The organism is Shewanella chilikensis (genome assembly GCF_002836945.1).
GTDB lineage: Bacteria > Pseudomonadota > Gammaproteobacteria > Enterobacterales > Shewanellaceae > Shewanella > Shewanella chilikensis.
Genome location: NZ_NIJM01000040.1, coordinates 1 through 22,302, shown reverse-complemented (window position 1 = coordinate 22,302; position 22,302 = coordinate 1). Strand labels below are relative to the sequence as shown.

The following is a 22,302-nucleotide window of genomic DNA, read 5'->3' as shown; positions in this document are numbered from 1 at the left end:
TCTAAATAAAGAGTTCCACCCTGTCGTCATCAACGGGGCGGGACTCTATCACAGCCGGGAAGCGAACCCTAAAGTGAGCGCCGCCGAGGTTTGAGTCATTGGCAAGGGTGATATTGCCCTTCAGTAGTGTGACGGCATTGAAGGCCGCCGCCAATCCAAGCCCGGTGGCGCCGGTTCGTCTACTGGTGGTAAAGAAAGGCTCAAAGATCTGGCCGGCAATCTCGGGTGCGATTCCTTTGCCATTGTCTTCGATATCCAGCAGTAGTTCTTGACCCTGCTGTTGTGCGCTGATGCTGATCTTATGGTTGGAATCACCCTCAAAGGCGTGCGCATAGGCGTTGGAAAGTATGTTGATCACTATCTGCTTCAGCAGGCTGTGGCTGCTGGTAAGCCAAAGATCGGCCTCGACCTGAATCTCCACATCTACCTGTAATTGCTTGAAAGATAGCGCTACAGCATCGGCAAATTCCTGCAATACCTGGGGTAGCAGCATCTGTTCGTGCACCTCATTGCCTTGCTCGGCAGCAATCGCCTTGAACTTCTGGATCAGGTTACTGGCGCGGGTAATATTACTGATGATCAGTTCACAGCTTTGTTGATATTCGTTGAGGATGGTATTGAGCTCTTCTAGTGTAGCGCCATCGTTTTGCAACAGCTCAACCAATTCATTGATATGCTGTAGCTGACTACTGGCAGCGGTGAGGCAGATACCTATCGGGGTGTTTATCTCATGGGCTATGCCGGATACCAGACCGCCGAGCGCGGCCATTTTCTGCTGTTCGACCATCACCTGTTGAGCCCGTTCCAACACCAACAGCGACTGTTCAAGTTCTTTGGTTTGCTCTTTGACCTGCCTTGCCAACTCATCTTTATAGCTGCGTTCCAGTTCCAGTAGTCTTTCCCTGTCGCTCAGGGCTTCTTGTAGTTCGTAGCGGGAGCGGTTCAACTGGGTGAAGGAGGCGCGCAGCTGTTGCTGCATCAAATTGATGGCCAGGGCAACCTGGGTAAATTCTCCCTGTTTGTCCCGGCGCTTAAACTGCAGTGGTTGATAATCCTGCTCCAAATCGAGCTGTGAGCAGTACTCACTCAGTTGCAACAGGTGCCGGGTAATAGTGGCCCAAACCAGATAGAGAATGAAACCGGCCACCAGAAAGGTCTTGATACCATTGGCCACTAGTATCAGTAAGGCCTTGTTCACCAATCTGTCGTAGATTTTGGAGAGATCGGCTTGAACTCTTAGCTCACCGACATTGAAGTTCTGGCTGCTGGTCTTGTGCACCAAAGGAAAGCGCTTCTCTATTACACCTTGGTCTCTGTACTCGCCGGCTGTCCATTCTTTACCGCTGTCATCTTTTATGACCACATAGCTGGTATCCGGCAGTTGATTGAGACCGTTGAGTTGAGTTTTGATAAGTCTCTCATCTATCACCCAGATACTTGCCGCCAGCACATCCAGGTTAGCCTTTTCAATATTGGCAAACTCATCGTTGATTCGGCCAATGTCCCCCTTGTAATCAGAAACCAACTGCAAACCTGTGGTCACCAGAGTGATCAGAGAGCTGAACAGGATAATAGCCAGAGTCAGCCTGCGGCCTATGGGACTACTGATGAGCTGTTGTATAAAATCTGGCATTAATATCAACTATTTTAAGTGCTTGCTTTGGATAGCTTTAAGCATAGCTTCGCATCTGACTTTCGCGGTTTTTTTGTCGTTATATTAAGCCGCGGTACTTTGAATGAATTTGGCATTGGTTTTGCTTGATTAGTGATTGGAACAATTTTCTGACGCTGGATAGAGCCATGAAGAGACTGAAATTTGAGGTATTGAAAGAGGGCAAGTTCAAGGCCGCTGCATTGCAACTGACATTGTGGGTGCTGCTGATCACCACATTGCTGCTGTTTATGCCAAAGTCCTTGTTGGCTCTGTTGCATTTGGAATCCTGGGTAGATACCAATGCCCACTATATTGGCCTGACATTGCTACTGGCTTTGGCCTATATCGGCGCGCTGGCTGTCAACTTTTTGTTGGATGAAGCGATAAGTCGTTTGAGTGAGCGCCGAATCAACGAAATGATTGAAGCTAAGGTGAAGTTGTTGGATCCGGCCGAGCGGGCCTTGTTACGAGAGTTCTTTTTGCAGGGAGCCAGTGTTTTGACCCTGCCGCAAAATGAGGCTCCCGTACAGGCGCTGCTCAAGGCGCATATACTCGAGAGCCTGGGAAATGAACGCCATTACGCTATTCAAGGCCCCACCGCCGAGTACAAGATAGCGATGGCAGCCCGTAAGCATTTAAATCGAAGAGTGTTGCGCCTTCCTCCGGGAGAACCGAGTCAGGAGGAGTTGCAATACCTTATCAAGGCAAGACCGCAATTTATCAATGCTATTGCCCAGGTGCGGAAACACGCGGCTTAATCGCACTAAAAAAGAGGGCAGCCACAGGGCTGCCCAAGCAATACTCAAAAATGTCATTGCATTTAAAAGAACATGGAAGTCAAAGCTAAGGCTTTGCTGACTTTACAATAAACATCCACATAATGTAGGAGATGATCCCGATAGTACTGAAGATAACTATCATCGACAGTAAACCTATGGGGTTTCCGAACATTAGATCTAACCAGAATGCCATCACTGAAGTCCTCTTTCTTGTAAAGTCAAAGCTAAACTAATCAAATTTGCTAAAACTGAAGCTGATCTCGATCAACAAATGTTGTCAGAGTTGTTAATTGGGTAAATCGCCTTGTTAAAACATGAGCTGTATCATGTTTTGCTTAAATTAGCGGAGGGGGAAGCAAGGGCGTTATTTCACTGAAGGGAATAGGAGCAAAGGATAATATTCATTATCACACTAAAGGAGTAGGGTGGCTTGGGCTGAGATTGTTCATGCAAGGAGCGTGCGATGCAAACATCCCAAGGTCTTTCGAAATTGATATTAAGCCGGTGGCAGTTTTATCTGCTGTTGCTCTTGTTGCTTTACCCCCTGTGGAGCCTGTTACACGGCGGCAGTTATCTCGCCTTTGGTTCTCTATTGGTTGCCTTGATAGTGCTGACTTGGCTTGGTGCCAGACAGCTGTCCAATCTTAAGCGTTTGGAAAACGCTGCCCGTCACCTGGGAGAAGGCGATCTCAGCTATCAGTTGTCGGAGCAGGATGCCGGCATGTTCCATTCTGTGGTTCACGGCATCAACCGTATGGGAGAGGATGTTGGCCGCACGATTCTGTCTTTGGTCAATACTGCCGATACGATGAAGAGCGTGGCCATGGATATCAAATCTATCAGCGATGCCGCCCATACCGGAGTGGAGGAGCAGGAAAAACAAGCGGAATTGGCCGCGACCGCTATGAACCAGATGGTTGCTACCGTGCAGGAAGTCAGTCGTAACGCAGCTTGTGCTGCCAATGCTGCGGAGGAAGCCATGCAGGCAGCCCGCAGCGGTGACCAAACCGTCAAAGAGGTGGTAAGGCAGATAGATGATATGTCGGCTCAGGTTGAGCGAACTCAACAAGTGATTGCCCGCCTGGCCGAAGACAGCAACAACATAAGCACCATTATAGACACCATTTCCCAAGTGGCTGAGCAAACCAATCTGCTGGCGCTCAACGCCGCTATAGAGAGTGCCCGCGCCGGCGAGCATGGCCGAGGTTTTGCCGTGGTTGCCGATGAAGTTCGTAGTCTGGCACAGCGAACATCCACAGCTACGGTCGATATCCAGCAGCAGATACTGCAGTTGCAACAAGGGGCCGATGAAGGCGTGAAAGTGATGCGAACCAGTGTCGAGCAGGCCAGCGCCAGCCATGCGATGGCTCATCAGGCGCAGCAGGCATTGGGGCAAATTGTGGCGCAGATTGAAAGCATCACGGACATGTCGCATCAAATAGCGGCGGCTTCGGAACAACAGCAGACAGTTGCTGAAGAGATCAGCAGCAATATCTCCTCCATGGCGCAAGTGGCGGTCGAGAATGCCAAAGAAACCCACAGTACCAACCTATCCAGTCTGAAAGTATTCAATATGTCGCAGGAGATCAGTTCCCTGCTTGGTCGCTTCCATGTCGACAAACGGGCGATGGAACAGCTGGAGAAACGTCATCGTTTTGTTGAGTGGGGGCCGCAATTGGATCTCGGCATGGAAGAGATCAATCGTCAGCACCAACGTCTGGTATCCCTGATCAATGAACTGCACCGCACTCTGGAAGAAGCTTACGGCCTGGAAGCTATTAAACGCATAGTACAGGGGCTGGTGGATTACACTGCCAATCATTTCGCCTATGAAGAGGAGTTATTTGCCCGTTTCGGTTACCCGCAAACCGAACAGCACAAGCTCAAGCACCAACAATTGGTGGCTAAGGTACTGGATTTCCAGAAGCGAGTGGCCAATGGTGAAGATGTTGCCGATGAATTGATGGCCTTCCTCAAATCCTGGCTTATCAACCATATTCAGGGTAGCGACAAGGAGTACACAGGTTTCCTAATTGCCCGCGGAGCCCAGTAGTCAGAGCGAATTTTGTCCAACCGAACAGGATTTTGGCAAACAGGCTCGTAAAGCGCTTGCCATTGAAGTGAGCACAGGTATAATGCCGTTCACTCGCCGATGAGACTTCGTCGCGAAACAATCTATATGTGCCAGAGTGGTGAAATTGGTAGACACAGGGGATTCAAAATCCCCCGCCCTTAAAAGCGTGTCGGTTCGAGTCCGACCTCTGGTACCATCTCTCCTAGAGAGAACAGAAACCGACCTTGAGTCGGTTTTTTTGTTTTCAGCTCCGAGTCAGGTCTGAGCAAGTTATTGCGCCACGCGCGTGTCGGCTGGAAGGCCAGCCCCGTCGCTCCGACCTCTGGTACCATCTCTCCTAGAGAGAACAGAAACCGACCTTGAGTCGGTTTTTTTGTTTTATAGAAAAAACGGGAGCCTTGAGGCTCCCGTTGGCAGTTGTTTACTTCAACTTTGCATCAATCGTTCAGGTGGGCACAGCGACCAAACTCGGCTCCGCCTTTAACGGCAGCAACAACCTGTTTAGGGAAGCTGAGCTGAACATCCTGGCCATCCCGGCAGACAAAGGCTTTGTTCAGATCGACATCGATAGACAAGACAGCGCCTGCAATACCCCCCATCATTTCAGAGCCGTTGGCACTGATGGCAAATGGGTTATCTATGGTCAGTGCCTTGGCTTCGGTAACGCCCTGCTTGGCGAAGAACTCCCTGGTGCTCATCCAGCCCAAACCTTCCAGGTAGATACCACCACTGAAACCGGTAAACAGGCTACCGGAGCGAGCGGTAATCATCGACAGATCGTCGCTGGCATCAAGCAGCAGCATACGCGGTACGCCAAACTCGGCGCTGATGCTGTCGTGATCCCAACCTTCGGCACACAGATTACCCAGGAAGAAGTGATTGAAAGGTACCTGCTCACACCAGCGCAGGCTACCTATGTTCTCCTGTTGGCCCGAGTCCGTATGCCACAGGGTGACTCCGGTGCGAGTGCCAAAGCCAACCGTGCTGCCGTCGTTGGATATCACCGAGGAGTCCTGGGCGCCAAACTCAGCCGAGGTGTCGTGGAAGCGGCCATCGACCCAGGCAACCTGACTGGTGCCATCATAAGTGCCGGTAATGGTACTGCCGTTGCCGGCTATCCTGTCGGCACGCAGCCATTGAACCTTTTCGGCAAATTGGTAAGGCAGTTGCTGCATACCGGCCTTCTTGGTCCAGATAAAGGGCACTATCTCGTCCTTGAATGCACTCTGGCAGGCGCCGTTACCGTCAGTATCCAGATAGGCTGTGCCAACAACTGTGTCGCCGCTATCGTCCATATCCCAGACATAGCTGGAGTTGGTGCCTGACTGCCCCGAGCCACCGCAGCTGTTACCGTTGAGATCCCCAAGCGAGGTTAGTTTGTCGCTGCGCAGATCCCAGATGGCGGCATTGCTGATGCCGTTGCCACTGAAGTCCGCCATGACACCGGCCTTGGTAGCGTTTTTGTTCATGGTGGGGTGTCCGGCAACCACGGCATTACCGGCTGGGTGCAGCTCGAACAGGGCCTTCTTGGTGCTGTCATAGAGGAAAGGTGTAGTGCCGGTTATCCCCATGGCACGTTTGCCGTTCTTGGCATGATCCAGCACAAAGGCGCTTACCAGCGGGGTATATTGGATGCCATCTGTGTAGCCGTTGAAATAGATATCGGCCTGTTTGGTTACTCCGGCTTCGGCAATGATAGGAGTGAAATCACAGGCGCTATCGCTGGCCGGATTGCTACTTTCATTGCTGTTCCAGTATTCGGCCTCTGACAAGAGGGCGGTTTGTTGGGTAGGATAACCACCGGCCTTGATGGTCTCCATGTAGAGCACATAGCGGCCGCCGGGTGTCAGACCATTGATGGTGAACTTGCCATCCGGGCCTACAAGCCCTTGAGTCAGGTTGCCGGACTGTTGAGTGACCACATCGTACAGTGGGTTATCCAGGTTGCGGGCCACCATGTTCATGCCCGAATAATCCACTCCTTCCTTGGTGTACAGGGTACCGGAAATCGAGCCGTAGCCAGAACGATATTCCGCTGTAGGGTAGAGATCTGACAGGTTGACTATGTCGTCGCGCACATTGACCGTTGATTGCTCGGCGCCCTGAATTCCCAACACATTGATGAAGGGGAACATGGTTTCAATAGTGTCCGGCGCTATCTGGCTGGCGCTGGTGTATTGATTGGTGATGGCGCAACCCGGTACCCCGTCATATTGCGGGCTGTAAGAGGCCGACATATAGCTGAGATGGCCATTGGCCTGGGAGTGCGACATATTGAGGGCGTGGCCGAATTCATGGGTAAATACCCCGGCAATCATTTCGCCTTCTGTGTCATCTATTCCCACGTACCAGCCGTTCATCAAGGCAGTGGCCTCAAGGATTTCACCGGTTTCTTCATCGGCCCACTCGGGGAAGGCTATCCCCAGCACCTGGCTGCGTGGTACGCCGAAATACTGTTCCAGTATCTGGCCATCGGTGTCATAGTTGACCCAGAAACCATAGCCGTTTACGGCGGAATAGATCTGATCGACATTGGTTTGATTGACGTCCTGGATGCCGGTTTGCTGTTCAATGGTGCCCTGCACCGACATCTCAAAGGTGGAGGTTTCCACCGCAGACCATTCGCCCACGGCCTTGGCGGTAATGGCATTGGCTTGAGCTATGCTGAGGAAGGTGTAATCCCGGTCCAGCACAGTACCCGCCGGGATTACAGTGCCGTCCGGTAGTGTGATGTCGAGATTGAACACCTGCCCCTTTTCCAGAATGGTGAAGGTTTGTACGTCAACCCCATCCTTGTTTTTAATCACAGGGCCACCGTCGGTATAGACGGGAATCGCCCCCTTGGAAGTATCCCACTTATAGGGCTGCATTGTGGGTTCGTGAATATACAGCGGGCCACCGGCCAGCGCGGCAGAGGAGACTGAGCCCAACAGTAAGGCCGTGGCAATTCTTGAAAGCTTCATTATTTGGCCTCCTGTACCAGTTTGCCAACCAGAGACATAAATGCGGCGGCATCCACAGCACCTGCCGTGGTGATAAGGCTCTGCTCTTCAGGGCTGAGCGACTGGGTGTTCATGCCATCAAACAGGCCTATGTTGCCCAGTTGATTGCTGACTTTGCCGTTTTGCACAATGAATTTGCCTTGTTCCAGCCCTACGGTAGAAGTCAGGCCAGCACCGAGATCCGGATTCATAAAGGCCACTACCTGCTCGCCAACCGACCAGCGGGCGAACCCTTCGGGGGATACGCCAAGGTAGACTTTGCCATTACCCATGGAGCGGGGCTTGAGCAAACCAAACTGGCGGAAAGTATATTCGCTGCCGGCTTTATGTTTGTTCTTGGCATCCATACCTACCCGAATGGTTATCTGGGTATAGGGGCGTTTGCGCTCATCAAAGCCATCGGTCACAGACACCACTTGGCCCGAGACTATGCTGGACGCTTGATTGGTCAATTGACTGAGATTTTGTTTGAGATGTTTTTGGGCCACGGCTGCCGGTGTCAGCAGCAAACTGGCTGAGACGAGACATAGCGCCGACAGACGCTTGAACCACTGGGATCTTGTCACTGGAATACCTCCTGTATGATTGGGATAAATTCAGCTTTCGATCATCGACCCATACTTCCTTGGTCGAATATTGACCGAGCACCTACTTAAGCACGCCGATTCAGTGGGTGGCACGGCAAATGATGTAGCGTTTTGTAGCGTGTTTGTTAAACGCACACGATTTGTCTCAATCTTGTGCTAGGAAAATATCACGGAGAGATAAGAGATTGGCTTTCAACAGGCCTTTGGTTATTGTTTGTTCAGCGTGAGCTGTTTGCCATGCTGAATATCAGTTAATAACATGGAGAGAGCTGATGAGCTGTAACTTTTGTGGTGGGCGTTTGAATAGCGGAATGTTACGTAAGCAGGAGCCGGGAAGCGGCCGAAAGTTTAAGTCGTGTCCCAACTGTTCTGCGACTCATGGTGAGGAACATATATTTCATCCCTATCCCGCTGATTTTGGTAATACGCCGGCACGTGTGACCGCGGCCAATCCGGACGGGCATCAAAGTTATTGCAGAAATTGTCGGGCGCTTGATACGGGTATTGCTTCAGAGAACTATCAAAAATGGAAGGTGCGAACAAGTCCCATGTGTGCTCTGCGTCGGCTTACAGGCCTGGATGCAAGGCGTGGTTCGCAGCAAATGGCCCTAGTCCTTTGCAAGAAGCACAACACAGCAGACAGATCTGTAAGCCACGCCCTTCGGGGCTTTCACAGCAACCGGCTCTCTGCGTTATTCGACTTCAACATGCCCCGGCATGCCTTCAGTCAGATGCCTTGAGCGCCAATTGCTGTGTAAGCCAGAGTGCCACGAGGACCTATTCGCACCTTCCTAAGCGTTGCAGCGAACTGAGCTGATGGCACAGCCAATTTATCAGCCTAATACTGGATGCATGACAGAACATGAAATCGGCCCTCAAAGCCAAATGAGTCAGGCCTTGAGGGCGCACAGGATTAAACAGACTTGTTCATTTGGGCTTTGGCGGCTTCAACCTTGGAGAAATCCAGTCCCAGTTCTTCCACGGCTTCTTTGATCAGTGCCGGGTTCTGCATCACTTGCATCATCAACCCCTGCAACTTTTCCGGCGGTAATCCCAACTGCCCCAGAGTACCCATGGCCATCAGGGGATTTTCGGTCAGGCTCTGGAACAGGCTGCTTATTTGTTCATCGCTGATATTGTGCTCTTTCAGCAGGGCAATAATAGGGTTCATAAGTTCCTCATTGGTTTCAAGCATTCAGATTGAGTTGATTTTAACAGAAGAAACGCCTGGCACCTTCACTGGGGCATCGCAAAATTAAGCTGTTTTGGGTTATTTTTAAAGACTCTATTCAAGCTTGGGCTGAGAGAAAACCTGCCAAGAGTCATGGGGCTTGTTTTTTGTTTTTAGTCGTAGTCTTGGGGTTCAGTTCGATACCGCGTATATGGTCGAATAGCAGGAGAATTATGACTTCTGGTTTGGCATAATGTGGCGCTAATTTTTAAGCGTTCTTCTTCAAGGAATGAAATGAAGCAGTATCTTTCCCTCTTCGGCCTGTTATGGCTCTTATCCGCGTGTTCCCCCAATTCCCATGTTGAGTTTGACCCCAAAAAAGGCGATCGAGTCGATTACTGGGTACAGACAAAAGCCAGCATAGATATTGGCGGACGGGTATTTACTCAGCACAGCAACTCTCTGATGCACTATGAGGTGATTGAGACCTCGCCTGCACTCAAGCTGGAGCTGGTGCCCAAGTTTATGACTATGTCCGGTGGCGGCAATAGTTTTAGTAGTTTTACCGCTGCAAACGATGAGCCCGAGTTGCAACAGATGTTTTCCCGCGGCTTTGAAATCACCCTGGATAAAGACTCCGGCAAATTACTGGCATTTAAGGGCAAGGATGAAGAGAGCTGGCAAAAGATGTTGGCACGCTCGGGCCCTGAGTTAATCGAGCATTTGACTCAGGGGATGGAGACTCCCGGTGTGTTGCAAAAGATCCCCGCCAAAGAGGGCAGTAAGCTGATACTCGAGGGGTTTAATGGTCAGCAAACGGAACTATTGGTCACTAAGGTGACCCCTGAGATAGTGGACGCAGAGTTGACCGCCGAAAGCGGCGATAGTCGTCTGTATGGTCATATGCGCCTGGCGCGTGAGAGTGGCTGGTTGCAGAAAATGGTGTTGGTGCTTGAGAGCAAGATTGACGCCATGGGCCAACAAGGCAACAACCATATACAGATAGTGATGTCGCGCAAAGATCTGCTCGATCAGGTGGGCGATCTGAGGCAACAAATCGCCTTCGATGATATGGACAACTGGAACCCCATCATGGCATCGCCCCCCAAGCCTGCCGATGGGCTTGAGCTCAGTGCCGAAAGCTTATTCCGCTATGGTAAGGGCACATTTCGTGGCGAGTCTGAACATCTGCAACTGGAGCTCTTGCTGACTGAAGGCGATAGAGAAGTGTTGGGGGAAATCCGCTACCGAGATCTGCAGGCGCTGGATGCCGAAGATAAACCCATTGCAATGGAGTGGAGCATACTCAGCCAGTTGGGCCCCTATCAGGAGAGTGGTGCGTTAGTCACCAGTACCGCGATTGTGCCCCTGGGATGGGAGCAGCGAAACCAGTTTGAAAAAATATCCTCCTTCAGTGCCGTGGCAGACTATAGGCCACTCGAGTTGGTATCGGTTTCCAGCCAATGGCAGTCGGGGCAGGAGCAGCAGTTGGCGTTGGCCGGTGGCACACTCATTATTACCCCGGTAGCGCAGCAAGAGGACGAGTATCTGCTGCATTTCAGCGGCGCCGATGGTTATCTGGTGCCGTTTTTCGATGGGCTTGAAGGCGAGTTTCGCTATCAGACACCGCAAGGTGGCCCCGAGTGGCTCAACAGCATGGATCGCAGTTTGCTGTTTAGCGGCCAACAACTCTTTCGGGTGAAATTGACCAAGCCAGCAGCAGAGGTAACCTTTCATGCCATCTTGGATCAGCAACAAGCCGGTTTCAGCCGCGAGGTGCGCTGGGTGAACCGTGAGGCCTTTGCCGCCGATTACACCCTGCCTCCCATGGGCAAGCATTACCTTTATTACAATGATACCGGCGAAGAGGCGGTCGATTTTGATCCGGCCACCTTTGCGACTCAGGCCGATACGCCGCAGGGTGCCAAGCTGACTTTGCCGCGGGACTGGGCCGGTATCTGCCAGCTGCAAATTGAAGGCGATTTTAAACAAGGGCCATCGGCTTTGGTCTGGAAAGCAAAGCCTAACGAGCGCATGACGACTCAAGTCGAGTACCAACTGAGTACCGAGGATGGCATTCGCCGTTATTTCTATGGTCTGGAAATACCCAGTCATCTGCACTGTGATGGTCGCCCGGTATGGCACTCTGTCGACTATACCCCGGGTGAACGTGCCTGGTTGGTGCCCCTTGAAGTGTTTGGCGAGCTGGATCTGCAGCAATCTGTGCAGCAATTCCTACAGAGTTACCATCTCTACAGTGCCGATGACGTGCAACTGCCGTTGCTGGACAAGCAGGCGCGCTACCTGAGCTCAGAGGATATCCCGCTGAGCGAAGCCGTCATGGAAGACAAATACCTAAGGGTTGCCGATAGTGTGGAACGTATCGGTAAACTCGAGTACCAGGGCGAGCCCCTGGATATCCGCTGGGTCAACAGTTTCCCGCCACTGCCTTAAGGACAAGAAAATGCGTGTATTGATATTACTTTGTGGCCTGATGAGCTGGATGGCCAGCGCCGAGACAGTGTGGCTGAATGAGGATTGGCAAGTGGTCGACAGTGAGCGCCAGGCCAGTTTTTATGTTAAAGATCCGCAAATCCAGGATCAGCATGGTTGGCAGACCACCATCTATTATGTCGGCTCGGATACCCCCAGATTCAAGGGCAGCTTTGCCAAGCCGGGGATCTTCCAAAATGCCCTGGGTAACTACCAGTTCTTTCACAATAACGGCAAGCTATCTTCCGATGGCAACTATAACGATAACAGCGAGATGGAAGGCCAGATCCGCTTCTATGATGAAGACGGCGTCTTGACCATGGAGGCCGGTTTTGTTGATGGTGAACAAAGAGGCACTCAGAAAAACTTTTACAGTAACGGTCAGTTAGAGGAAGTCTATCAGCAGTTGGGCGACAAACGTGTCGGTAAAGACAGCCACTATTACCAGGATGGCAGTCTGCAGGCGCAGCACTCGCTGGTTAATGGTCTGCCGGAAGGGGAGCAACTGGAATACTACCCGGGTGGGCAACTGCGTGAGCGCAGCCTGTATCAGGCGGGTAAACTGACAGGGGAGCGCAAACGTTATCACCGCAATGGTGAGCTGTCCTCCATTGACACCTTTGGCCCTAAAGGTCAGCAGGGAAAAGCCTATGAATACTGGGATACAGGTGTCCAAGAGGCCGAGTATGTCTATGTGGATGGCCAGCGGCAGGGGCCGGCCAAACGCTGGCATAAAAATGGCCAGCTTAGTCGGGAAACCAGTTTCCAGCAGAATCGAGAGCACGGGGAAAGCCGCCAGTATGATGCCAAGGGACAGTTGACACGAATCGAACATTATCAGCAGGGCGAAAAGGTGGGCGAGCAGCAAACCTTTTATACCAGTAGCTCGAAGCTGCAGCAGTTACAGCGCTTTGACGAGAAAAGCCGCTTGGTCTTTGAACAAAAGTTTGCCGATGACGGCAGCAAGACCATGGAGTTCAGCGCCCGTTTTGTCAAAGATAAGCAGATCCTCGATAGGCAATACTTCCAAGACGGCAAGCTCAGTTCAAGAATGCAGCAGGATATGGCTCGGGTGTGGACACTATATCAGAAGTTTGATGCCAACGGCGTTGTCATTGAACGAGAGGAAAAAATCAAGGGCAAGCGCGAGGGGCTGGCCGTGCAAATGTATCAGGGGCTCTGGGATGATGAGCCCTATATAGAGACCAGTCACTACAAAAAAGGTCAGCTCCATGGCGCTTATGAGAAGAAACTGGTCAGCGGCAAGCTGCTGGAGCAGGGCGAATATGCCCATTACAAAAAGGTGGGGTTCTGGACTTATCAAGATGCCCGTAACCGCCGTACAGAACAGCGTGACAGCCAGGGGCGGTTGCACGGTGAAGTGAGAGAAATCCAGGTACACGATGGCCAATTGTTGCAGCTGGCGCATTACCGGCACGGGCAGCTTGAGGGGGAATACCAAACCTACAGCGAAAAAGGCGAGCTGCAAGCCAAGGGAAATTATAGCCAGGACAAAAGGCATGGCCTGTGGCAGTACCAGGATCCCTATGAAACCCAAGTGTCCCTCTGGCAAGGGGAGTATCATTACGGCAAAAAAGTCGGCACTTGGCTGGCGCACTCTGCTGCGGGTTATGAACTGGGGCGGGAGCAATATGACGCTAAAGGACAGGCGCAGGGCAGTTTTTACTATTTCACCGAAGACGGGTTACTGAACAAGGTCGCCCGTTATCAGGACGGTAAGGAGCATGGCGAAACCGTGTCTTACATCCAGGGTAAAGCTTACTATATCCAAACGTTCGAACACGGTGAGTATCTGGGCAGTCGTGATGTTTACGACGATGAGCTTAAGGTCGAGAGCGGCTGCGATAGCTCTGCCTCATCGCTGTTATTTGGCTGTTGAGGCTTTATTTATGGTTTAGCCGTGTGGGCTTAATGATTGCCGCAATAAGCTGTTTGCGCTGCAGCTTGAGCCCTTCGGCAACCTGTTACGCCGAGGGACTATAGTGGCTCTGGCGCTTAAAGCAGGCCGGTTTGTCTGTCAGGAAAGTGGTCAACTCGGCTTCGCTCTGCGCCTGTGCGAATTAATGGGCAGAGTTGTTGAAATCGGGTGTAAAATAAGGTTTTCAACCCTTACCGCAAGCGTTACAAGGAAAGTATAAGTGGCTGAATCTACTTTTTTTATTCCTATGTTCAGTGGTGCTCTCTCTTTGGGTAAGAGCATGTCTGAAACTGCATAAACTGACTCAGACCAATCAGGATAAAAACAGGACATTTTGGGGACAAATAGGCCAACAACTAGGCGACTATGATCTGTATATGGGGATCTTGTTTGGAAAAGCTGAACGTCATTCCCTGTATCATTCAGAGTTGGCAGCGCTAATCACTGAAATCAGAGCGGCTTTCAAACTGGCTATATGGGCAATACTCTTGTTTATTTTGTACTTGATATTCAACTTTGGGTTATAGCAAGGCAAATTACCGCGAAAGAAATTCGCGGGTCGAAAAAAGTCATACCAGGGGGCATCAATAGGCAGTTGTTAATGCATAAACGTGTTTTTTATACATCTCTTACCCAAACTGTTTTTACATGCTTTTTAAGCAAAGCTACCACGCTGTTATGGATAAACAGGTAACCGAAATCCTCTTCAAGCTTAAATATTAGTCGCTCTTCAAGTGGGACACCTTCCAGGCGTGAAAAATCCAGCTTTGCGGTTTCCAAATCCAACCAGTTTAACTTGCCATATTGCTTCTCTTCATTAGTTAGCCGATAAGTCTGGTGTATGTACGGCATACGGAAGTTTTCAAATACTTTTATTTGATCTTTTGATGGTTGGCTTGGTGAGCAATCTACCCTTGCGTCCAGCCACTCGACACCATGTTGGACCCGTTCCGCGATTCTCTCTGCTATATCGTTGACAATAAAAAGCTTGGGGGAGAATGTTATTTCCAGAAGCAGGTCTGGTTCAAGAGTGACTGTGGATTTCGGGGTTGGCTGGAATGCAAATTCAGCCAGAGATTGTCTGGACAGCAGCGCGTAATCATTCATGGTTATATTCATAGCGGCATTCTTAGTGGGACTCATAGCCAGGCGCATCCGTTTTAAAGGCTTATATTCTAGGTGCTTCTTCGGATGTATCAAATGAGAAAGCCACAATGCTGGTGTTTATCTTTCCTTCCTCGTCCAGGCGTATGAGGGCTTCAAGTAGTTCAATAGAGAAGAATGTTTTCGTCATTCCTATCGGTTTGAATACGTGCCTCTTACTTTCGGGGAGTTTGTTGATTTTTTCAGCCGATAAGAAAAACCGGCTGGTAGCGTTGGTTATTTTGATGCTGTTTTCGGTATCGACGGCATCCACCAAGTTGTCTACTGCCAGTATATAACGATCGGTTAAAACTCCTGTGCCGGCGCAGGTTAACTTGGAGGGATAGACTTCGACCCCGTAAGGGTCAAAGCTCATGATTAATTCGGCTATCTCCTTGGTAACATTAAAAGCGCCCCCTCTGATTAAGTCCAGCGCTTCAATATCGAGGATGTCAGTGTCCTGCCATACAATCTCATTCAGACAACTTGTTGGGATAAAGTCATTGTCATCATAAAGTGACGAGCGAATATCGACCGCACTAAATAGTGAATCCCCTTCATTCATGTCTTCGTTTATATAGGCTACTTGCATTCTCAATTCTCTATATTTTTCTCTGGGGCAAAAAAGCCACCTCGTGAGGTGGCTTGGGGGAGTATAAACCGGCGTTAGCCCATACGTTTAAGCTTTTCCTTCAACTCTGGGATGGCGCGGGTAAAACCGTCGATATGGTCGGTCAGGCGTGACAGCAGTTTACGCTTACGCTCTTGGTTACGCCGACCATACAGTAGGGTCCAAACCAGCAGTACTGCACTGACCATGATAAACACCACCAGGGTCAGGTTGTGTCTAAAGAAGGAGGTGCTGTAGATGGGATCCAGCAGCGGGAAGTAGAGCATATCGAACAGCGGATACCAGATATAATCCGGACCCCAGAAGTTGAAGACCAAGGCGGCAATCGCCAACAAGATCCAAGTGCCTGCGCCGTTGAGCTTGCCGTATTGCTGGAAAGATGTGTTGTTATAGCGTTTGTTCTTGGTCAGGTTGTAGGCGTACTCACGGTTATAGTCATCAACGCCCATTTTGGCTCTTGAGCTGGCGTAAACCATCCAGTCGCCCACATCCAGATCCCCCAGCAGATCTTCGCCGAAGCGCATCTCCCGCACTTCGCCATCGGCCAGTTGTAGCAAGACTTCGCCATCAACGTTGGAGCTGCGGCTGCGATGGCTGCTGGTTTCAGTGTCTGTGGTGCTGTGGGAGAATCTGTTACCCACATAATGGTCTGTGGTGGTGGTTTTTGTGGTGGTGACCGTGAAGTCATCGACACTGGCGCTGGCACTTCTGTCGAGCACTTTGCCCATGATGCAGGAAACGCTGACTTCACCCTTTTCATCGCTGGCCAAGACATGTTTGTGCAGATAGGGCTCACGGTAACTTAGGCTGTATTGCTGCATCATGGCCTCTTCCTCATCGCGGACACTGAGGCTGTTGGCGGCCGTTGCCGGTGCTTGCTGCTGCGAGCTGCCGCACTGAACACAGTAGCCGTGCTCGCCGTCGATGCGACTCTGGCATTTGAAGCAGAAAATATCCGAGTCTTTTCTCGGCCGCTGGGCGATATGGTAGCCCAGCGCTTCTTGGGTGACAGACAACAGGCGTTTCATCGCCAGTTGCAGCGCCTCGTAGCGGCGCAGTTCCCTGGTGTGCTTCTTCTGGTTGCGTTGACGTTCCAGAATGAAACACACCACAGACAGAACCACGGCCACCCCGATAGCGATTTCTGTGGGTTGCTTGGCACCAAAGTACAGCAACAAGGCGCTGGCAATCCCCAGCAGCAGCCACCAGAAGGCGCTGGATTGGCTACCCGGCTCATAGTTGGGCACTATGGTGGAGCGTTGACCGTCGGCTTCATGACTGATCGCGGCCGGAGCCATATGGTTATGGCTGACCAGGCGTTTGGCGTCTTTACCTTCGATGCGGTAATTCAGGGTGTAGTCTGTCGGGTAGAACAAGGTCAGCACATCGCCGCGGCGAAGCTGGTCGTAGAACTTGTTCTCAGCGTTGACACTGACCCGCTCTATGTTGCCGTCCTTGTCTTCCAGCTCAAGCCACCAGTAGCTGTAGGTGAGGTTATTGCCACTGTCTACCCGGCGCCGCTTGTAGAGGAAACTGGAGTTGACCCGGCCGGTGAACGTCCTGGCGCCGGAATAGTGGGGTTTAAGATCTTTTAGGATCTCAGGGGCGACATCCTCAATGTTCTTCAGTTTGGGCTGCTCAGGCAGGGACTCTCCGCAGTGACCGCAGAAGTTTTCCTTGGCATAAATGGGTTGATTGCAATGGTGCATTCAGTTTCCTTGTCAATTGGGTAAAAGACGGATTGTCAGTGTTTGTTCGCCGCCATTCAGGCTGTGCCATTTGCGGTAGGTTTGATAACCGGGGGCGCTTACCTGCACATCGTAGTTGCCCGGTTTAAGCCGGATCCCAGGGTGATATTTGGGGCCGATGTTCATGATCCTGATATTTGCGTTGTTCACATTGGTTTCGACCTTGAGGCGTGTCTCGGTCGGTGCCAGCTCGCTGGCCTTGAGTGGCGCTGGAGTGCTCTTGTGCAGCAAGTCTATCTTGGCCAGTGAATGCGCCAGCGGCGAGAAGGCCTGATAGATACCCGTGTGTTGCTCAAAGCTCAGCCCCAAAGGATGCAGCAGCGGCTGGGCGTGCAGTGTCCAGCGCAGGGCGTAGGCAAAGCCGATATTGCCGGACTGTTCCACCTTGGTGAGGAAGTAGTTCACCGGGCTGGTATCATCCTGGGTGTAGCGGTTTTGCACCAAAAGCACCGGCAAGGTCAGCAGTAACAGGGGCGGCAACAGCTTGGCAGTCAATGCCAGCCAGCGGCGTTTGCCGGACTTGGCACTTTCAGTGGCATTCTCATTTATGCCGGTACTGTCTTCGCTGGCACTTGCTTGACTCGCGCCGGGGCGGAACAGCTGCAGCGTCTTCAGCGGCAGTTTGATAAAGGTCATACAGATCAAAAACAGGCTGAGTGACATGGAGATGGGCGGGATAATCACAGATCGCAGCGCCTGCTTGCCTTGCTCGGCATAGCGGCCGCCATCGGCAAATTCACGTTCCGACTCGGCCAACATCTGCAGGTAACTCTGGGTACGCTTCTGGATGTTGGGATCCAGCACATGACGTTTGAAGTTGGCCTGGTTCCAGTCGGCGCGGACGTTCGGTACATAGAGATCGCCCATGCGAGCGGCTATCTTGCGTTGGATCTGCGGATGCAACTGAAAGGCGTTCCAACTTAAGTTGATAGGCAAGTCCAAACCGCGTTTACGCATCTCGCTTTGCCAGCGGGCATCGGCTTCGGCCTTAACCGTCTTGGCCACGCTTTGGCTAAACAGCGGACGATTGCTGATATGCCAGCTGTTCGGCAGTTTCAGCCCCTTGGCCTTGAGGGCCCGGCGCAGTTTCACCTGAGTCACAGGATGCACCCTGAAGTCGGCCAGTGACCCTATGTTGAACGGATAGCCGGTTTCCTTTTCAAACATCGCCTGGAACTTGGGATGGGCCAAGAACAGGCGCTGGTAATGATCCGGATCGTCTGTGTACTTGTAGCGCTTGTCCTTAAGACCGCCATCGCCACCTGTAGCCAGACTCAGCGCCTGCATGGCGGTGCCGACACCGGCGGTCATCACCCCGAAAAGGGCGCTGGACAGCAGGTTTTCGCCTGTGCTGATATCTTCGACTATCAACCAGTAGTTGGGATCTATGTAGCCGAGCCCCGCCTTGGAGATCATTGTCTTGTAGCGGGCGTTTTCCCGCTCTATACATTGATAGCGACGTTCTTTCTGGGACGACTTTTTGTAGCGTTCCTGGCAGCGGTTGGTGTCTTCATGGTAGGAGAAGATCTTGGGGCCGTATTCCTGGGCCCTGGCACCGGCCTTGGCCACATGGGCCTTTTGCGCCTGTTGATACTTGCCCCATCCCTGATTGACCTCCTGCTCTATGTTTTGCCAGTAACCCATCTCCCGCTCCGGGATCCCCGCCAGGGTCTGGTTGTATCGGTTGGAGCCTTCGGCATAACTGCGATAGCTGGCCGACAGCTCATCATAGAGTTGACCAAAGTCGTGATAGTGCTGGTCAAAGTCGCGATAGGCCCGCTTTTGCACGAAGTTGTGAATGATCTTCTGCTTGTAATCATCCAGGTTGTCGGTGAGGTTGTGGTCGGCATAGGCCAGGCCGCCGAACAGGGCCAGAAAGGTCAGGTTTTCAGAGCTGTGCAGCTCTTTGGGGTCGTAGTTGAGACCTTCGACTTCGACCGCGTTAACCGCCAGGGCATCACGCAGCGCCGCGCTGTAGGCCGCGTATTGACGCTGCTCCGGGGTAGAGGGTTCAATCAACCATTGCTCTATCAGGTATTTCTGGCCGAAAAACACGCTGGGCCAGACGCACAAGGTGAGCAGCAACAGGGTCAGGCTGCCTCTCAGGCCGGTTTTGAACAGCCGCGCCGGCAAGAGATCGGCCAGCAGCAGGGTCACACCTATCCCGGAAATGGTGCGGCCGTAAATCTCCAGGTGTTCGAGTTGCTCGGGCTTGGGTGTGCCCAAGCCCACCAAAGAAACCAGTTGGGCGTTGAAGATGGCCTCTGGGATCAGATAGGCGGCGCTCAGCAGCAGGAAAAATACCCGCCAGGACAGTTTTTTCATCCTTGGTTCCTCACTGCTGCTCGCTGCGGCGCAGCTCTATTTTCACTGCGTCATCTGCGGTGAGGTCTACTTGGGTCTGGTTTTCTCTGGGGCCGGCCTGGGTTTTCATGATCACAGGAACAAAGCCGCCGCCAGACTCGGACGCCTTGCCTTTATTGGCCACAGCGCCTGTCTTGAAGGACTTCAGTTTGCCATCCACCGCCGGATACAGGCCGTTGGGCCAGTAGGTTTCCAGCAAAGAGAGCTTGGAGAGATCCAGATCCTTGGGCAGCGTGGCCAGCTTGCGGGTCAGCTCAGTGCTGCCTTGATAAGGCAGCATGGGCGGCAGGGCGAAGCGGCTGCAAAAACCATAGAGACTGTCGTCGATAATCACAGAGTCGGGTAGTTGACTGCGCTTGAGCCCCAGCAGGCTCTGTTCGTGGTAATCATGACCATTTATGGTATAGCTGGCCACAGGAATGCCGCGGTTATGGGCCAATGACTTGAAGCCTTGGGCGTTTCGCCGATAGTGGCGTATGTCCAGGGCGATACCGAAGTTGGACTTGAGCGCCTTTTTCAGCTTATTGAGTCCGGCCGAGGAGTCATAACGCTTTTCCCGGTAGCGGCGGTTGGCGTAACCCTGAATATCCTCCAGCATGGATTGATTACGCAAAAAGATGGGATCTTGACCTGCGCCGCGTTTCATATCGGCCGCCAGTTTGTTCATCGAGGCCTTGGCGGGGCTCTGGATAAAGGACAGGAAAACAGCGTCGTTTATCTTCCTCATTTTTTTGAGGTTTTCCAGCTCCAGACTGCTGTAGAAGTAGCGCCCCTGGCCTATGATACTGAAGGCCAGATAGTCGAGCATCTCCAGATCCCGGCTGCCGGCGCGACTCTTGATCTCAATATTCAGCTTCTGTCCGCTATGGGCATAGCGGCTGAACACCTGCGCCAGCTGGCGAAAGTTGGGCGGTACTGTATCTGTGAGGGCGCCGGTTTGCATGTCCCGTTGGCGCAGATAGCCCCACTCTTTCTCATAGCGAATCGACTCTATCTTGCGGCGCTTATTGTCTATGGTGCCGGTTTCGCGTCCGGTGCGGCCATCGTGATGAATGACCCAGACATCATCCCGGGTCAGGCGCACGTCGATTTCAATCACATCAAACTGGTTATCCAGGGCATCTATGACGGCTTCCAGCGAGTTTTCCGGAAAACGTATCGAGCCTCTGTGGGCCTGGAGCTCCAGGTTGCTGCACTGCCTGGCACCCAGATAATTGATGTTATCCAGTGCTGACAGAGTAAAGCCTCGGGCGTTGAAGGCTTGTTCCAGCGCCAGTTTTTGCGGATCCACGGGTTGAGGTTCGGGGGCGGATGGGGTGCTTTTACAGCCGCCAAGCAGGCCGAAACAGCAAAATATCAGGACAAAAAAGAGGCGCACTTGTATTCCTTGGTGCTCTGTAACTATATATAAAAACAGGGTATTAAAATTAATTATTTACTCTCGGTCAACCTGTGATGCCAATGTTTAACAAGTTTTACTTGTGCCGTCTCAAAACTGAACATTGGCTGACTTTTTATTGGTCAAATGGTGCGCTTTTTTGCGGCCGCATAACCGGAGACGCAGAACCTGGGGCGCGCGTTTTACTCACAACTTGCTTGAGGTATGCTTGAAGCAATTTTGTGAATAACCAAGGAAACCAGGTGAACCGACTGATACTCTGCCTGCTTTGCAGTTTGGCTCTGAGCCCTGCTGCCCAGGCCAAGTCGCCCGACAAAGCGGTCAATAAAAGCGTTAGCGCCAGGCCGGCCATGCGTATAGTGGCGCTCTCTCCCCATGCGGTGGAGATGCTGTTTGCCATTGGCGCGGGGGAGCAGATAGTAGCCACCACAGACTATGCCGATTTCCCCGAGGCCGCCAAGGCCATTCCCCGCATAGGCGGCTACTACGGCATACAGATAGAAAGAGTGATAGAGCTGAATCCGGATCTGGTGGTGGTCTGGGATACGGGCAACCGCAGCGAAGATATCGAACAGTTGACCAAGCTTGGGTATCGCATTTACGGCAGTGACCCCAAGACCCTGGAAGGCATTGCCGAAGAGCTGGAACAGCTAGGGCGCCTCACCGGCCACAGACAGCAGGCCGGGGAAGTGGCTGCCGGCTACCGGCAACAATTGGCAACTTTGCGCCGGGACAATGCCGCCAAGCCGGAGATCAAGGTGTTCTATCAACTCTGGTCCGAGCCTTTGATGACAGTGGCCCAGGACAGCTGGATCCAGCAGTTGTTGGAAGTCTGCCATGGCAACAATGTCTTCAAGGACAGCAGTTCACCCTATCCTCAGGTAAGTATGGAAAATGTGCTTCTCAGTCAACCCGAGGTGATCATCAAGACGGATGAAAAGGGCGATGGCAAGCGGTTGGACTGGAGCCAATGGCAGGAGATCCCTGCAGTGAAAATGGAACAAATCTACACACTTAACGCCGATCTCCTGCACCGGGCGACCCCAAGGGCGCTGGAAGGTGTTGAGGCCATCTGCAAGGTGCTCGACAAGGCCCGCGAAGGGCAGCGGCTATGACAATCATCATCCCGGCTTCGGCGCCAGTCTGGTCATCCTGCTGCAGGCGTTTTAAGCCCGGCCTCTATTTATTCATCTGTTATTAAATCCCAAGGAAGGTGCGAATAAGTCCTCGCGCCACTCTATTTTGTAGAGAGTGGCTTACACAGCAATTGGCATTCAAGGCATCTGACTGAAGGCATGCCGGGGCCTGTCGAAGTCGG

General features: G+C 52.1%; 15 protein-coding genes and 1 tRNA gene. 6 read left to right on the top strand and 10 right to left on the bottom strand.

Annotated elements, in window-relative coordinates; genetic code table 11:
* Position 1 precedes the first annotated feature (1 nt).
* A complete protein-coding gene (locus CX651_RS14480; protein ID WP_101056610.1) occupies positions 2-1,633 on the bottom strand; it encodes a sensor histidine kinase in 1,632 nt (543 codons plus the stop codon).
* Positions 1,634-1,800: 167 nt separating this feature from the next.
* Here CX651_RS14480 and CX651_RS14475 point away from each other — a divergent pair, with 167 nt between their 5' ends.
* A complete protein-coding gene (locus CX651_RS14475) occupies positions 1,801-2,412 on the top strand; it encodes a superinfection exclusion B family protein (RefSeq protein WP_039034972.1) in 612 nt (203 codons plus the stop codon).
* 85 nt (positions 2,413-2,497) lie between these two features.
* Here the strand turns inward: CX651_RS14475 and CX651_RS14470 are convergent, their stop codons facing one another.
* Positions 2,498-2,626 carry a DUF3149 domain-containing protein gene (locus tag CX651_RS14470; RefSeq protein WP_071237139.1) on the bottom strand — a complete coding sequence of 43 codons (129 nt, stop codon included), beginning with the start codon at positions 2,624-2,626 and terminating at the stop codon, positions 2,498-2,500.
* A gap of 270 nt (positions 2,627-2,896) precedes the next feature.
* Between CX651_RS14470 and CX651_RS14465 the strand changes: the two genes are divergently transcribed.
* Positions 2,897-4,486, top strand: coding sequence for a bacteriohemerythrin (locus CX651_RS14465; protein WP_101056609.1), 1,590 nt, complete (start codon positions 2,897-2,899; stop codon positions 4,484-4,486).
* Positions 4,487-4,616: 130 nt separating this feature from the next.
* A tRNA-Leu gene (locus CX651_RS14460) sits at positions 4,617-4,703 on the top strand.
* 241 nt (positions 4,704-4,944) lie between these two features.
* Here the strand turns inward: CX651_RS14460 and CX651_RS14455 are convergent.
* The 3 genes from CX651_RS14455 to CX651_RS14440 form a co-directional block, all read right to left on the bottom strand.
* Positions 4,945-7,470, bottom strand: coding sequence for a hypothetical protein (locus tag CX651_RS14455; protein WP_101056608.1), 2,526 nt, complete (start codon positions 7,468-7,470; stop codon positions 4,945-4,947).
* Positions 7,470-8,075: a hypothetical protein gene (locus CX651_RS14450; protein WP_101056607.1), complete on the bottom strand. Its 606-nt coding sequence runs from the start codon at positions 8,073-8,075 to the stop codon at positions 7,470-7,472. Before CX651_RS14450 ends, CX651_RS14455 begins: the two co-directional genes overlap by 1 nt.
* 934 nt (positions 8,076-9,009) lie before the next feature.
* The gene (locus tag CX651_RS14440; RefSeq protein WP_101056625.1) at positions 9,010-9,267 is read right to left on the bottom strand and encodes a DUF2999 family protein; all 258 of its coding nucleotides are present in this window, start codon (positions 9,265-9,267) and stop codon (positions 9,010-9,012) included.
* A gap of 294 nt (positions 9,268-9,561) precedes the next feature.
* On the opposite strand from CX651_RS14440, the gene CX651_RS14435 reads away from it, so the two are divergent.
* On the top strand, positions 9,562-11,721 hold the full coding sequence (locus tag CX651_RS14435) for a hypothetical protein (protein WP_101056606.1): 2,160 nt from the start codon (positions 9,562-9,564) through the stop codon (positions 11,719-11,721).
* Positions 11,722-11,731: 10 nt separating this feature from the next.
* On the top strand, positions 11,732-13,660 hold the full coding sequence (locus CX651_RS14430; RefSeq protein ID WP_101056605.1) for a toxin-antitoxin system YwqK family antitoxin: 1,929 nt from the start codon (positions 11,732-11,734) through the stop codon (positions 13,658-13,660).
* Between the two features lie 657 nt (positions 13,661-14,317).
* On the opposite strand, the gene CX651_RS14420 is transcribed toward CX651_RS14430, so the two are convergent.
* The 5 genes from CX651_RS14420 to CX651_RS14400 form a co-directional block, all read right to left on the bottom strand.
* Entirely contained in the window at positions 14,318-14,818 is a 501-nt protein-coding gene (locus CX651_RS14420) for a hypothetical protein (RefSeq protein WP_198552057.1), read from the bottom strand.
* Between the two features lie 49 nt (positions 14,819-14,867).
* Positions 14,868-15,434 carry an imm11 family protein gene (locus tag CX651_RS14415; protein ID WP_101056603.1) on the bottom strand — a complete coding sequence of 189 codons (567 nt, stop codon included), beginning with the start codon at positions 15,432-15,434 and terminating at the stop codon, positions 14,868-14,870.
* 74 nt (positions 15,435-15,508) lie between these two features.
* Positions 15,509-17,182 carry a hypothetical protein gene (locus tag CX651_RS14410; protein WP_101056602.1) on the bottom strand — a complete coding sequence of 558 codons (1,674 nt, stop codon included), beginning with the start codon at positions 17,180-17,182 and terminating at the stop codon, positions 15,509-15,511.
* A 12-nt stretch (positions 17,183-17,194) separates the two neighbouring features.
* Positions 17,195-19,546 (bottom strand): PEGA domain-containing protein, encoded by a 2,352-nt coding sequence (locus tag CX651_RS14405; protein WP_101056601.1) that lies wholly within the window; start codon positions 19,544-19,546, stop codon positions 17,195-17,197.
* Between the two features lie 10 nt (positions 19,547-19,556).
* Positions 19,557-20,963 carry a glycerophosphodiester phosphodiesterase gene (locus CX651_RS14400; protein WP_226564979.1) on the bottom strand — a complete coding sequence of 469 codons (1,407 nt, stop codon included), beginning with the start codon at positions 20,961-20,963 and terminating at the stop codon, positions 19,557-19,559.
* A 371-nt stretch (positions 20,964-21,334) separates the two neighbouring features.
* Between CX651_RS14400 and CX651_RS14395 the strand changes: the two genes are divergently transcribed.
* Positions 21,335-22,099, top strand: coding sequence for a cobalamin-binding protein (locus tag CX651_RS14395; RefSeq protein ID WP_101056624.1), 765 nt, complete (start codon positions 21,335-21,337; stop codon positions 22,097-22,099).
* Positions 22,100-22,302: the final 203 nt, after the last annotated feature.